Source organism: Pantoea sp. CFCC18177, from assembly GCF_059412425.1.
In genome coordinates this window covers 1-13,606 of sequence record NZ_JBNBPL010000024.1, presented here as the reverse complement: position 1 = coordinate 13,606, position 13,606 = coordinate 1, and the positions used below count along the sequence as shown (strand labels likewise).

The following is a 13,606-nucleotide window of genomic DNA, read 5'->3' as shown; positions in this document are numbered from 1 at the left end:
AGGAAGGCGGCAAGTGCATGAATCCTCAGGAGCTTACTGAAGTAAGTGACTGAGGTGAATGCACGTAGCCAACGCACCTGCAATTTGAAGTATGAAGGGTATGGGGAGAGAAATTATGTTTGCCTGGGTAACGCTGCTCACGCAGCCAAACTACTTTATTGGCGTGAAAGCGCTACACCGCTCGTTAAAGCGCAGCGAAACGCAGTGGCCGCTGATTGTGATGGTCACCGATGCGATTGATGTTGCAACCCGCGAAGACTTACAAGCGCTAGGCTGTGTGATTCATCCGGTTGAGCCTCTGATGCCCAACGCAGAACTGGAACAGCATTATGCTTCTGCGCAATTCGGCGAAGTGTGGAGCAAGCTGCGCGCCTGGGAACTCACCGGCTGCGATCGGGTGGTGTTTCTGGATGCCGACATGCTGGTGCTGCGCAATATGGACGAACTTTTTACCCTGGATTTGGGCGATAACGCTCTGGCGGCCTGTCACGCCTGCCGCTGCAATCCCAATCAGATCGCCAGCTATCCCGCCAGTTGGCAGCCCGAGAATTGCCATTACACTTGGCAAGATCGTGGTGAAGCGGCACCTGCAACGCTAGATCGATATCTCAACGGCGGTTTTCTGGTGCTCAAACCGGATCAGGGCGTTTTCGCGTGGCTGCAGCAGAAAGTCGCAACCATTGACGATTTGCGCCGTTATCCGTTCTCCGAGCAGGATTTGTTGAACGAGGTCTTTGAGAACCGTTGGCTGCCGTTGCCCTATATTTATAATGCGCTGAAAACGTTGCCGTTCCAGCACAGCGCGATGTGGCGTGAGGATGAAGTGAAAAACCTGCATTTCATTTTGGCCAAACCCTGGAAGCGTGACCTGAACCAGCCCGAAAGCGAGCGCGATCGCTACTACGCGCTGGACAAGTTATGGTGGGAGTTGGGCGTAAAATAAGGGACGCGGTCGCCATCAATGGCGCCCCTACATGAGGTCATCGTGGTCTGTAGGGGCGGCCTAAAGAAAATATCGTACGAGGCCCTAATCAGCGGGTTTTTGCAATGCGCTCCAGTGCGACCTGAGCGAGAAAACCTGAGCGAGTTTTAAACTCGGGATGAGTAGCAACACAGCGGTCGATACGATCAATCAGCAACTTCGGTAACGTCACATTAATTTTCTCCGAACCACCGAGAATGCGCGTCACATCGACTTCCACTAACACCCAAACATAGCCGGAAAAAGCCGGATCTTTCATCACGCTTTTTAATTCTGACACTGCTGGGATATCTTGCTCTAACTCAACCATCAGTTCCAGATGACCAATGATCGCCTCTTTCGCATTTTTCACCGCTTCTTCCAGCGTGTCACCTGCGGAAAAACAACCTGGCAAATCGGGCACCGTTACACCATACGCCGTGTTTTCATCACCCGCTTCAATCGCAATCGGATAGAACATGGTTTACCTCTCTCAAATTAGTGGACGATCAGCCCGGCCTGTTTGCGAATACTTTTCACCGTTTTAATGGGCAAATCTTTTTTGGGGTGAGGAATTGTTACCAAGCCCTTCTTGGAGGGATGCACAAAATGGTGGTGGCTACCGTTAACTCGAATCAGCTCCCATCCATCAGCTTTAATCTCAGCCATTAATGACCTGCTATCCATGTCGTTGCCCTGATGCGTCCTGAAAACAACAAAATAACCCCAATAACTCTAAAATGCAATATTAAGAGTTATTGGGGTTATGAATTCAACATTCCCTGATACCTTATTACCTCCTCCTCCAGCCATGTTATAAAGGCTGCTCCTTCCGGTGATGTCGAGCGATCCTTTCGGGTTACCAGCCAATAGGGCCACGGGTAGTCAACGCTGACAGGGCTTAACTGCACCAACTCACCGCGCTGTAACGCATCATGAACCAATGAAAGACGTTCCAGAGCAATACCTTGCCCCAAGCGGACTGCCTGAATAATCAGATTGGAATCATTTATCACCAAACCGCGCGGCGTAATAGATTGCTGCAGCCCAGCGGCTTCACACCAGTCGTTCCATGATTCAAGCGTGAAAAGAATTTCACTGGCCGCTATTTGTTGAGGAGTTCGAGGTAGATCACCTCCATTGAAGTGAGGCGCTGCCACCACAATCAGGCGATCGCTAAATAGCTGCTGGCTTCGCAGCCCCGCCCATTCACCCTTGCCCATCCGAATCGCAATATCAGTGCCTTCCTGCTGAACATCACTCACATTAAGGCTGGCCTGCAGCCGTAAGTAGATATGGGGAAATTGTGCCTGGAAGCCCGTTAATCTGGGTATTAGCCAGTGGCTGGCAAATGAAGGGACCATCGAAAGCGATAATTCCGCCCGTCTGGGTCTGACCTGAACTTGCCGTGTGGCATCAGCAATACGAGCCAGGGCTTCGCGGATTTGCAGCGCATAAAGGCGGCCTTCCTCGTTGATTTGTACCCCGCGCACCTGGCGGGTAAACAATCGCACGCCTAACAGCCCTTCTAATGCCTTTATCTGCTGGCTGATTGCTGAATGCGTCACACTGAGTTCACTCGCTGCGAGAGTCAGACTGCCTAATCTTGCCACAGATTCAAAGGCACGCAGCATCGCAACAGGGGGGAAATCCGACATACTCAAATTCCTGATCGACCATATCTCGCCACAGCCTGCCATAGCTGATGTAAGTTTTACTAACAAATTTACTAATAAGTCGTCGCTGGTCGTCGTGCTGTCAGCCCGTTAATGTTGAACATCTCAATTTGCCAGATTAACAAGGAGTTTTAATGAAACTGATTGGCATGCTGGATTCACCCTACGTCAGAAGAGTCGCCATTTCTCTGGAAGCTTACGGCATTGCATTTGAGCATCACCCCCTTTCAGTGTTTGGTGATTACGCACTATTTGCTGCAATCAATCCTGCCGTTAAAGCACCCACACTGGTGCTGGATAACGACACCGTACTAATGGATTCGACGCTCATTTTGCACTATCTGGATACCCGCGCTCAGTCCGGGCATCGCCTATACCCTTCTGATGACACGGCGCTGGCCGAGGATAGCCAACTGCTGGGATTGGCACTCGCCGCCAGTGAAAAAGCCGTGCAGCACGTGTATGAACATCGCTTGCGTCCGGAAGATAAGTGGCACCAACCGTGGATAGAGCGTGTGACGCAGCAATTGCTCGCGAATTGCGCGTTATGGAATGCAGCGATGGAGGGGAGAGCGCTTAAACTGGACCAAGTGGCGATTACCAGCGCTGTCGTATGGAGTTTTATGCAACTGGTGGTGCCGAACGTGGTGGATGCACAGGCTTATCCCCATTTGCACGCGTATGCACAACAAATGGAAGCACTGCCCGAATTTTTAAAATATCCCATGAATTAGCGGGCGTGCCTGGCACGCCCTGCGAAAATTAACGCCAGCCTAACTCCGGCGCGACATGAGTCAGAATGCTTTCCATCACATGCGCACAGTAATCCACGCCCAGTTGGTTCGGGATGGTGAGCAGCAGCGTATCCGCTTCGGCAATCGCTTCGTCCTGCGCCAGCTGTTTGATCAGCTGCTCTGGCTCAGCGGCGTAGCTACGACCAAAGATGGCGCGGGTTTTCTCATCGAGGAAGCCCACGGAATCCTGATCCTGTCCGCTACGACCAAAATAAGCACGGTCGATGTCATTGGTTAGCGCAAAGATACTGCGGCTGACGGATACGCGCGGCGTGCGCTGGTGACCTGCTGCTTCCCATGCTTCGCGGTATGCACGAATCTGTTTCGCCTGCTGGATGTGGAACGGCTCGCCAGTTTCATCATCTTTCAACGTTGAGCTTTGCAGATTCATGCCCTGCTGCGCTGCCCACACGGAAGTAGCATTCGAACCTGAGCCCCACCAGATACGCTCACGCAGCCCTTCCGAGAATGGCTCCAGACGCAGCAGACCCGGCGGGTTCGGGAACATCGGCTGTGGATTCGGTTTAGCAAAACCTTCACCGCGCAGCACTTCCAGCAACTCTTCGGTGTGACGACGGCCCATATCGGCATCGGTTTCGCCCTCTTTCGGGTTAAAACCAAAGTAACGATAACCTTCAATTACCTGCTCTGGGGAGCCACGGCTTAAACCCAGTTGCAAACGCCCGTTGGAGATTAAGTCTGCCGCACCGGCATCCTCCGCCATATAAAGCGGGTTTTCATAGCGCATGTCGATCACGCCAGTACCGATTTCGATGCGATTGGTTTTTGCCCCCACCGCCGCCAGCAGCGGGAAAGGTGAACTCAGCTGACGCGCAAAGTGGTGCACGCGATAGTAAGCCCCATCAGCGCCCAGCTCTTCAGCGGCGACGGCTAAATCGATGGACTGCAATAACACATCCTGCGCGGAACGAGTGGCAGACTGTGAAGACGGGGTCCAGTGACCAAAGGATAAGAAGCCAATTTTTTTCATGGTGAATTTCTCCTCGTGGGCCTGACTCGCCCGCACGTATTAGATTAAGTTTCGATGGAGAGAGGTTACGCCAGGCGTGAGGTGACTGATAGCCAATAGTTTTCGCGCGCTTCATCAACTTTTTTGCATAAGTCATAAAAACACGGTCTTTGTGTCGCGAACAGGGTTGCCGCATCGTGCAGGTAATTTCAGCGCATCGCAGGTTTATTCATCTTCATGGCTAACGATTATATCAACGGACAACAACGCGCCGTGGTGCATCAACTGGCACGCAGTTGGCTGTGGCGCAGTGAGTTGCCCACTTGGTTTTTGATCATCACCGTGTATAGCGGCTGGTTTGCCTGCGTGATGTTCTGGCAAACGCTGGGACTGTTCGCCTCCACCCTGCTGCTGATCGTACTGACGACCTGGTACATGTCACTGCAGCATGAGCTGATCCACGGCCATCCCACCCGCTTCCCACGTTTCAATCAGTTGCTGGGGACCTTGCCGCTGGCGGTGTGGTATCCCTATGGTTTATATCGCGATTCGCATCTGGCGCACCATCGCAATCACACCCTGACCGAGCCGGATGAAGATCCAGAAACCTATTACTTGTCCCCTGAACGTTGGGCACAACTCAAGCCCTGGCAACAACGCGTAGTTCACCTCCGCAATACTTTTCCCGGACGGTTAATGCTGGGGCCGCTGCTGGATATCGCGGCCACGATGAAGACCCTGGTGCAGGCACGAGCGCGGGCAGACATTGCCATGTGGTTGATTCACTTGACCTTGCTGGGGGGCCTGTTTTACTGGATGCAGCAGCAAGGATTCTCACCACTGTGGTTTGTTATTGCCGTGAGTTACCCCGCACTGGCGCTCACCAAAGTGCGATCTTTCTATGAACATCGCGCCGAAGACGCGCCGCTGGCACGCTCGGTGAATAACGAAGCCGCATGGCCATGGCGCTTGCTGTTTCTGAATCTCAACTATCATTCTGTACATCACGATCTGCCCGGATTGCCGTGGTACGGGTTGCGTAAAGTCTATCTGCTGTATCGCGAAGGCTATCATCAGCGCAACCAGGGTTTTCGCGTCGCCGGTTATGGCGAGTGGTTAACGCGCTTTTGGCGCCAGGCGGTCAACGTCAACGCCCATCCGGGAACGCACAAGGATGCACAGCATGCCGATCATCTCTTTACCGATGTACGATATCCATCACCCGACGACGCTCGGCCTGACCTCAGCGCTAACGACGCTGCTGGCGCAACGCGGCGTGCAGGCTGAGGTCGAATGGCACTCCGACCTGTTACCCCACTGGCGCGATGAGAATCTGCTGCTGAGTCAAACCTGCGGCTATCCATTGGTGGCGTTACTGCCCGATGTGCAGTTGGTCGGCGCGTTTCAGTCCAGCGCACAAGGCTGTGAGGGATTGCGCTACCGCAGTTGGCTGGTGGCACGTCAGGAAGATGAAAACCTCAGTCTCAGCGATTTCCGTGGCCGCCGCGCGGTGGGCAACAGTGTTGATTCGCACTCAGGTTACAACGCATTGCGTTACCTGGTCGCGCCGCTGGCGCAAGAAGGTACCTTCTTTAGTGAAACGCAGCTGAGTGGCAGCCACCGTCAGTCGCTGGCGGCGCTGCGCGACAATCGCGCGGACGTGGCGGCGATTGACTGCATCACCTGGGCGCTGTTGCGTGCGCATTATCCTGCAGAACTGAGTGGGCTGGAGATCATTGGCGAAACGCCACTGTGTGCCGCGCTACCGCTGATCACCTCGGCCAAAACGGATGCGACTACGCTTGAGCAGTTGCGCAGTGCGCTGAACGAACTGACCTCGGCTAAACAGTACCAGCCGCTGATGGCACAGAGTTTGATTAGCGGATTCGCAGTACCAGAACGGGCGTTTTACGATGAGGTGCAAGCCTGGGAGAATCAGGCGGCGGAATATGGTGTAACTGTGCTTTAAGGTCGCCATTTCTGGCGACCAACATGTCACGCCACCTGCTGGCGGCGCTGGGCGGCGAACTGGTTTTCTGGCGTGGCTAATCCCAGATTTTCCCGCAAGGTATCACCCTCATATTCGGTGCGATAAATTCCGCGCGCCTGCAACAGTGGAATCACCTGCGCCACGAAATCATCAAATGCGGTTGGCGTACCGCCGCGTACGATAAAACCATCCGTGCCGCCTTCCAGGAACCACTGCGCTAAACCGTCAGCAACCTGCTCGGCAGTGCCGAGGAAACTGGGGCGCGGCGTGGCTTCTTCCAGCGCGACCTGACGTAAGGTTAAACCGCGCTCACGAGCGTTCTGTTTAATTTTGTCCGTCGTACTGCGGAAGCTGTTCTCACCCAAGTCGCCAATATCCGGGAACGGTGCGTCCAGAGGATACTGACTGAAATCGTGATGTTCGAAATAACGCCCCAGATACTCCAGCGCTTTATCGATGGTGACCAACTCGGCAGTCTGCTGATAGCGACGTTCTGCATCCTCCTCGCTATCGCCAATAATCACGCTAATACCCTGGAACACGCGGATTTCATCGGCATCACGGCCGCGAGCGACCAGACGACGGCGCACATCTTCACGGAATTCACGCGCCTCTGCTAACGTCTCCTGACGGGTGTAGATGGCATCCGCGGCTTCCGCCGCAAAGGCTTTACCCGCTTCAGAGGCGCCCGCCTGGAACACGATCGGTCGTCCTTGCGGTGAACGACCCACATTTAACGGCCCCTGCACCGCAAAGTATTTGCCCTTGTGATTCAGCGTATGCAGCTTGTCATGATCAAAAAATTGACCGCTGGCTTTATCACGCACAAAAGCATCTTCTTCCCAAGAATCCCACAATCCTTTCGTCACCTGAAGATATTCGCTGGCAACACGATAACGTTCATCATGTTCAGGATGTGTATCACGCGAGAAGTTTTTTGCCGACCCTTCCAGCGGAGACGTGACGACATTCCAGCCCACCCGGCCACCGCTCAACTGATCGAGGCTGGCAAACTGACGGGCCACGGTAAAGGGTTCGCTGTACGAGGTGGAGAGCGTCGCCACTAAACCGATTTTCTGCGTCACCAACGACAGTGCCGACAACAAGGTAATGGGCTCGAATCGGTTCAGGAAATGCGGGATCGATTGTGCTGTGATGTACAGCCCGTCCGCAACAAAGAGGAAATCGATTTTCGCCTGCTCCGCTTTGCGCGCCAGATCCAGCACATAATCGACATTGATGCTGGCATCCGCTATCGCATCGGGATGACGCCATGCCGACATATTGCCGGATACGCCCTGAATAATCGCTCCCAGCCGCAGCTGGCGTTGTGTCTGACTCATCTCATGCTCCTTTTTATGCGTGTGCGGGCTGCCAGTCGGGTATCACCGGCAGCGCCTGTAACAGTTTTTGCGTCCACGGATGCTGAGGCGCGGCAAACACCTGCGTCAGGTCTCCGCTCTCAACTATCTGACCGTTTTGCATCACCAGTACGCGATCCGCCAGATGTTGGATCACGCCCAGATCGTGAGAAATAAACAGCAGCGCCGTGCCGTGCTCGGCTTGCATCTCGGCCAGCAGATCCAGCACCTGCGCCTGTACCGACACATCCAGGGCACTCACCGGTTCATCGGCCACCAGCAGCGCGGGATTGGGGGCAAACGCGCGGGCAATGGCTACACGTTGACGCTGACCACCTGAAAGTTGCTGCGGATAACGTTGCAAGAAGCGATCGCCAAGCTGCACTTCATCCAGCAACTGACGCACACGTTGACGCCGCGCATCGCCATAAATGCCCACGCTAACGAGGCTTTCGCCGATAATTTTTTCCACCGTGTAGCGCGGGTCGAAGGAGCTGAACGGATCCTGCGCAATCAACTGCAATCGGGCACGACGGGCACGGCGCGCTTTCTCGGGCAGGCGATCCCAACGCTCACCTTCCAGCCGTAACGTACCGCTATCCGGTTCCGTCAAACCCATCACCACTTTCACCAGCGAGGTTTTGCCCGATCCGGACTCTCCGACCACACCCAGGGTTTCCCCCGCATGCAAAGTGAAGTTGATGTTGTTCAACACCAGACGTTCACCGTAGGCTTTGTTCAGGTTGATGCCCTCAAGCAGGGGCGCGTGGCCCGGCGTTGGGCGCGGCGGTAACGGCGTCGGTTCAGTGGCACTCAGACGCAGCCCGCGTGTAGCCGGTGTCGGCACCGCCCGCAGCAGTCGTTGTGTCCAGGCATGTTGCGGACGTTGCAGCAGCGGCCCGCTGTGTCCCTGCTCCACCACTTCGCCATCACGCATCACCAGCACGCGATCCGCCAGTTCCGCCACCACCGCCAGATCGTGACTGATCAGCAGCAAGCCATGGCCGTCACGGCGGCGTTGTGCCAGCAGTTGCAGGATCTGGCGCTGCACCGTCATATCCAGCGCGGTGGTGGGCTCATCGGCAATCAATAGGGTCGGGCTGCCGGCCAGCGCAGTGGCGATCAGTGCACGTTGCCGCTGGCCGCCAGAGAGTTGATGCGGATAGCGCGTCAGCCGACTTTCCGCATCGGGGATCCCGGCGGATTTCAGCAATGTCAGACTTTTTTCCTGCAATCCCTCGCGATGTCCGGCTGCGCTTAACGCATCGGTTAACTGCTGTCCGATACGCCGCAATGGATCGAGTGAGACCAGCGCATCCTGCAGCACATAGCCAATACGACGCCCGCGCAGCGCCTGCCAGTCACCGCGCCTGGCATCACGCATATCCCGGCCATCAATATTGAAACGATCGGCGGTGAGCACCGCACCTTCGGGCAGTAACCCCAGCAAACTGCGGGCGGTCAGGGTTTTTCCCGATCCCGATTCGCCCACCAGCGCCACCGATTCACCCGGCCACACTTGCAGAGAGAGATTCTTCACCACCTGCTGCGCCCCAAAACGGATGCTGAGATTCTGGATATCAATAAACGGCTGGCTCATGCGTTTCTTCCTTCAAAACGAGCCTGCCAGTGGCGGCCAAGCGTATTCACGGCAATCACCGTCAGGGTGATAAACACGCCTGGCCATACCGCAATCCACCAGGCGTTACGCAGATAGTTGCGCCCTTCGGCCAGCATCAGGCCCCATTCGGCGGTCGGCGGCTGCGGCCCCATGCCGAGGAAGCTCAAACCCGCGGTGCCGATGATGGCTGTACCCAAACCCAGCGTGGCTAAGGCCGGAACCTGTGCAATGGCGTGCGGCAGAATATGGCGGGTGATTAACGTGAATCTTGAAAGTCCAAACGTCCGCGCCTGTTCAACGTAATCAGAGGTCATGACGGTGTAGGTTTGCGCTCGCACCACGCGGGCAAAACGCGGCACCGAGGCCACACCGAGGGCAATAATCAAGTTATTGGTACCCGGCCCGGTAAAGGCGATCAGCATCAGTGCCAGCAGCAGATCGGGGAAAGCCGAAATCACATCCACCGCACGGCTCAGCAATTCATCAACCACGCCGCGCGCCAAGGCGGCAATCAACCCCAGCAGGGTACCAAACAGCACGGCCAGCGCCATCGCCGCCACACTGATTAACAGGGAATAACGGCTGCCGTAAATCACACGCGTAAGCAGATCACGCCCCAGTTGATCGGTACCGAGCCAGTGCGCGGCCGATGGCGGTAGTTGTGCATTAACCGGATCGGCCAGAAGCGGATCGTTATGAGTGAGGACGCCCGGTGCGATTACCGCTGTCGCCAGTAAAAGCAGATAGAGAATCGCCAGCCACACAGCGCCAGGCAGTGCTGTCGGCAGACGTTGCAGTGTAGCGATCATGATTTGCTCTCCCCACGCAGGCGAGGATCGATCCACAGCGACAAGATATCGACCAGGGTGCTCATCACCACGTAAATCAGTGCTGACAGGATGGCTACCGCCAGCACCACCGGCAGATCCTTCGCCAGCACCGCATCCACAGTGAGTTTACCGAGACCAGGACGACCAAACACTTGTTCAGTGATCACCGCACCGCTGAGCAGGCCACCCACCAGCCAGCCGGTTAACGTCACAGCCGGTAAGGCCGCATGGCGCAGCGCATGACGCAGGCGAATCGTGGTTTCCCCCACGCCCCACGCACGCAGTGTCAACGTAAAGGGAGCATCCAGCGCCCGCTCCAGTTCGCGCCGCAGCAACTGCGCCATCACCGCACCCTGCGCCATGCCTAATGCCAGCGCCGGGAGCACCAGTGATGACAGTGAGCGATCTCCGGCCACTGGGAACCAGCGCAAGGTGAAACTGAAGATAAACAGCAGCACAATGCCCATCCAGAAGGAGGGCGTGGAAGCCAGCAGCAGCTCAACGCTGTTGGCGACACGACGGCCGATGCGGCGATGTGCGGTTGCCACCGCCATCACTACCGCAAACAGAATGCTCACCAACAGTGCCGCCAGGGTTAACTTGATGGTGGGCCACAGTTGGGTGGACAACAAATGGCTCACCTCGGTGTTAAGCATGTAGGAGCGCCCAAAGTCGCCATGCAGCACGCGCCACAGGTAGTGCAAATATTGCCACCACAGCGGTTCATTCAGCCCCCACTCGGCACGGATCGCGGCTTCAATTGCCGGGGTTCGCAGCTGCTCACCAATCAGCAAACTGACAATGTCACCGGGTGCCAGATGCACACCAAGAAACGCGAGCGACACGGCGGCCCATAGCACCAATACGCCGCCGAACAGGCGACCGACAATACGACGCGACAGTTCACTGCGCCACAGAGCGGGCTTCCGCGGCCGCGGTGTGCGGGTGACGATGCTTTCCAGACTCATCTTCGCCTCCTGATTAATGGTCACTTAGCCAGATGTCGTATGCGTTTTCCGGCATCTGTTTGTAGCTGCGAAAACCTGCGCCGTGCACATAGCGGGCGGTGGCAATCTGGTCTTCCGGCTCATACAACGGGATCGCCAGCGCCTGCTCTGCTAACGCGTAATGCTGAAGCTGGCTGTAGAATTTGCGACGTTGATTGATATCCAGCGTGGCGGCGGCCTGATCTAACCAGCCGTTGATTTCAGGGCTGTTGACCCGGCTGTAGTTAATCGCGCCACCGGCATTAACCGGGCGATAGTGGTTTTCAATATCGATGCCGTCGGTTTCCGTATTGGAGTTGGCGATCGAACCAAAGTGACCGCTGTTGCGCACCTCGGCATAGGTGCCGGAATCGACATAACGCAGTTTGATCTCGACACCGAGCCGTTGCCTCGCCTGGGCCTGAATCGCCTGCAACAACACATCACGCTGATCGCGCACCGTAGCCTGGGCTTGAATCACTTCAATACTCAGCCGCTGGCCGTCTTTGGTGCGAAAACCTTCGCTATCACGCGTTTGCCATCCAGCCTCGTCCAGCAGCTTATTCGCCGCCGTGGGGTTGTTGCCGTACTGGCCTTCAAGATCGTTGTTGTAAAGCGGATCAACCGGTGAGGTGATCCCCCATGCGCGGGTACGCTCCCCGCGATACACCGACTTCAGCAACGGATCGATATCCAGCCCCTGTAACAACGCCTGGCGCACCTTCACATCTTGCGTGGGGCCATATTCCACATTCAGAAACAACGAATAGGGTGTGCCGGTGTTCAAGGCATGTTGATAGGCAAAATCCGGGTTGTCTTTGAAGGCGCTGGCATCGTTGCCGGAGATGCCTTCAATCACGTCCAACTGCCCAGACAACAATGCACCGGTGCGCACCGAGGACTCTGGCAGGAAGCGGTAGGTCACGCGATCCAGATACGCCGGGCCCTGGTGATGTGCGGTGGCCGGTGCCCAGTGGTAATGCGGATTGCGCACCAGTGTCAGCTGCTGACCCTTTTCGTAACTCTCGATGATGAAAGGCCCGGTTCCCGCGATCTCTTTACCCCCCGCCTTGAGCTGCGCAGAGTGCCAGCTGGCGGGTGCCAGGATCTGCAACTTTGCGGCAAAAGAGAGGAAAGGCGCGTAACCCTGCTTCAGGGTAATCACCACTGTGCTATTGTCGGGCGTCTCCACACTGGCAATGCGGGCACTCAGGGCACAAATACTGGTTCCTGCGCAATATTTTGGGTCCTGTACATGGCGAAAGTTCTCCGCTACCGCGTTGGCATCCAGCTTCTCGCCGTTGGAGAAAGTGACGTCACGACGCAGCGTGAAACGATAAATTTTGCCATCCGGGCTCACTTCATAGCCCGTGGCCAGCCACGGCACAAAACTGCCATCGGTGCGTCGTGCCAGCAGTGATTCCCAGACATTACGCAGGGTGACTTCGGCTTTAGATTGCCCATTCAACTGCGGGTTTAACGGTGCCGGTTCGGTTTCTACGCCATAGGTCAGTGAGCCGCCACTGCGCGGTTGCTCTGCGGCGAAGGTGTTTAACGTACTCAGCAGGCACGCCAGTCCCAGCGCCAGCGTGATTGAATTCGCTTTCATAATGTCCCTGTTGTTTTTAATGATGTGAATCAGGCAATGTTGGCGATGGGCTGCGGGTTGAATTCCTTTTTCAGGAATACCAGCGCTTCACCCAACGCATTGGTGCGGTGATAAAACGGCTGATAGCCGCGACGCAGGTAAAGCTCACTGAGCCAGGGATGTTTAGTCGCCGTGGCCAGATACACGCCAGGCGCTTTAAGCGTTTCTTTCAGCAGAGTCTCTTCGGCATAGCTGATGATCTCGCGGCCATAGCCTTGACCTTTGTAGTCTGGATCGACGGCAAACCAGTGGATAAACGGCAGCGACGAGGGCGCATCGGTTTCTTGCTGCCAGGGAAAACGCACGGTCACCGTCGCCACAGCCCGTTTCCATTTGCGCAGCACCAGTACCGTCTCCTGTTCAATGACGCGACGAACCTGCTCGACGTTGCCTTGAGAAATGGTGAAATGCACATCCAACGCCACCAGCGATGCGTAAGCGCGTTGCAACAGGGCAAAAATTTCGTCGGCATCGTCCGGTTTAGCAATTTGAATAGATTGGCTCATCTGCGGGTTTCCTGAATTTATCTGCAGGGAATTATTGAAATCCGCCGAAATAAAGTAAAACGAGAATAGTGGCAATGGATTTGTTCATTGTGGGAATCGCATAAGCGAAAATTAAATAAAGGTCGTCATCAATGACGCCCCTACAATACGTTCGTATGATTTTCGTAGGGTGCGCATTTAGGTACAACCGGGCACATGGGTAACAGATCAGACCGGGCACATAGGTAACACTTTTGTGCTCAGTCGATTCGAATAATACTTTT

General features: G+C 55.7%; 14 protein-coding genes. 4 read left to right on the top strand and 10 right to left on the bottom strand.

Annotated features, from left to right (window positions below; all coding sequences use genetic code 11):
- Nucleotides 1–115: 115 nt before the first annotated feature.
- Nucleotides 116–943, top strand: coding sequence for a glycosyltransferase family 8 protein (locus ACPUC8_RS20265; RefSeq protein ID WP_494927185.1), 828 nt, complete (start codon nucleotides 116–118; stop codon nucleotides 941–943).
- 88 nt (nucleotides 944–1,031) lie between these two features.
- On the opposite strand, the gene ACPUC8_RS20260 is transcribed toward ACPUC8_RS20265, so the two are convergent.
- From ACPUC8_RS20260 to ACPUC8_RS20250, 3 genes are all read right to left on the bottom strand, one after another.
- On the bottom strand, nucleotides 1,032–1,442 hold the full coding sequence (locus tag ACPUC8_RS20260) for a type II toxin-antitoxin system HicB family antitoxin (protein ID WP_039335103.1): 411 nt from the start codon (nucleotides 1,440–1,442) through the stop codon (nucleotides 1,032–1,034).
- 17 nt (nucleotides 1,443–1,459) lie between these two features.
- Entirely contained in the window at nucleotides 1,460–1,648 is a 189-nt protein-coding gene (locus ACPUC8_RS20255; RefSeq protein WP_039335104.1) for a type II toxin-antitoxin system HicA family toxin, read from the bottom strand.
- 77 nt (nucleotides 1,649–1,725) lie between these two features.
- Nucleotides 1,726–2,619, bottom strand: coding sequence for a LysR substrate-binding domain-containing protein (locus tag ACPUC8_RS20250; protein WP_494927184.1), 894 nt, complete (start codon nucleotides 2,617–2,619; stop codon nucleotides 1,726–1,728).
- Between the two features lie 152 nt (nucleotides 2,620–2,771).
- Here ACPUC8_RS20250 and ACPUC8_RS20245 point away from each other — a divergent pair, with 152 nt between their 5' ends.
- A complete protein-coding gene (locus ACPUC8_RS20245; RefSeq protein WP_494927183.1) occupies nucleotides 2,772–3,371 on the top strand; it encodes a glutathione S-transferase family protein in 600 nt (199 codons plus the stop codon).
- A 28-nt stretch (nucleotides 3,372–3,399) separates the two neighbouring features.
- On the opposite strand, the gene ACPUC8_RS20240 is transcribed toward ACPUC8_RS20245, so the two are convergent.
- Nucleotides 3,400–4,422, bottom strand: a complete 1,023-nt coding sequence (locus ACPUC8_RS20240; RefSeq protein ID WP_494927182.1) for an LLM class flavin-dependent oxidoreductase — start codon at nucleotides 4,420–4,422, stop codon at nucleotides 3,400–3,402.
- A 216-nt stretch (nucleotides 4,423–4,638) separates the two neighbouring features.
- On the opposite strand from ACPUC8_RS20240, the gene ACPUC8_RS20235 reads away from it, so the two are divergent.
- Complete coding sequence (locus ACPUC8_RS20235) at nucleotides 4,639–5,688, top strand: fatty acid desaturase (protein WP_494927181.1); 1,050 nt, start codon at nucleotides 4,639–4,641, stop codon at nucleotides 5,686–5,688.
- The gene (locus ACPUC8_RS20230) at nucleotides 5,585–6,370 is read left to right on the top strand and encodes a phosphate/phosphite/phosphonate ABC transporter substrate-binding protein (protein WP_494927180.1); all 786 of its coding nucleotides are present in this window, start codon (nucleotides 5,585–5,587) and stop codon (nucleotides 6,368–6,370) included. The genes ACPUC8_RS20235 and ACPUC8_RS20230 overlap by 104 nt, the downstream gene beginning before the upstream one ends.
- 26 nt (nucleotides 6,371–6,396) lie before the next feature.
- Here ACPUC8_RS20230 and ACPUC8_RS20225 read toward each other — a convergent pair whose 3' ends face one another.
- Genes ACPUC8_RS20225 through ACPUC8_RS20200 form a run of 6 tightly spaced genes read right to left on the bottom strand, consistent with a single transcriptional unit; the run spans nucleotide 6,397 to nucleotide 13,343 of the window.
- Entirely contained in the window at nucleotides 6,397–7,734 is a 1,338-nt protein-coding gene (locus ACPUC8_RS20225; RefSeq protein ID WP_494927179.1) for an LLM class flavin-dependent oxidoreductase, read from the bottom strand.
- A 13-nt stretch (nucleotides 7,735–7,747) separates the two neighbouring features.
- Nucleotides 7,748–9,352 (bottom strand): dipeptide ABC transporter ATP-binding protein, encoded by a 1,605-nt coding sequence (locus ACPUC8_RS20220; RefSeq protein WP_494927178.1) that lies wholly within the window; start codon nucleotides 9,350–9,352, stop codon nucleotides 7,748–7,750.
- Nucleotides 9,349–10,182, bottom strand: a complete 834-nt coding sequence (locus ACPUC8_RS20215; RefSeq protein WP_494927177.1) for an ABC transporter permease — start codon at nucleotides 10,180–10,182, stop codon at nucleotides 9,349–9,351. The genes ACPUC8_RS20220 and ACPUC8_RS20215 overlap by 4 nt, the downstream gene beginning before the upstream one ends.
- On the bottom strand, nucleotides 10,179–11,171 hold the full coding sequence (locus ACPUC8_RS20210; RefSeq protein WP_494927176.1) for an ABC transporter permease: 993 nt from the start codon (nucleotides 11,169–11,171) through the stop codon (nucleotides 10,179–10,181). Before ACPUC8_RS20210 ends, ACPUC8_RS20215 begins: the two co-directional genes overlap by 4 nt.
- 13 nt (nucleotides 11,172–11,184) lie before the next feature.
- On the bottom strand, nucleotides 11,185–12,798 hold the full coding sequence (locus ACPUC8_RS20205) for an ABC transporter substrate-binding protein (protein ID WP_494927175.1): 1,614 nt from the start codon (nucleotides 12,796–12,798) through the stop codon (nucleotides 11,185–11,187).
- Between the two features lie 29 nt (nucleotides 12,799–12,827).
- A complete protein-coding gene (locus tag ACPUC8_RS20200; protein WP_058972489.1) occupies nucleotides 12,828–13,343 on the bottom strand; it encodes a GNAT family N-acetyltransferase in 516 nt (171 codons plus the stop codon).
- Between the last annotated feature and the right edge of the window lie 263 nt (nucleotides 13,344–13,606).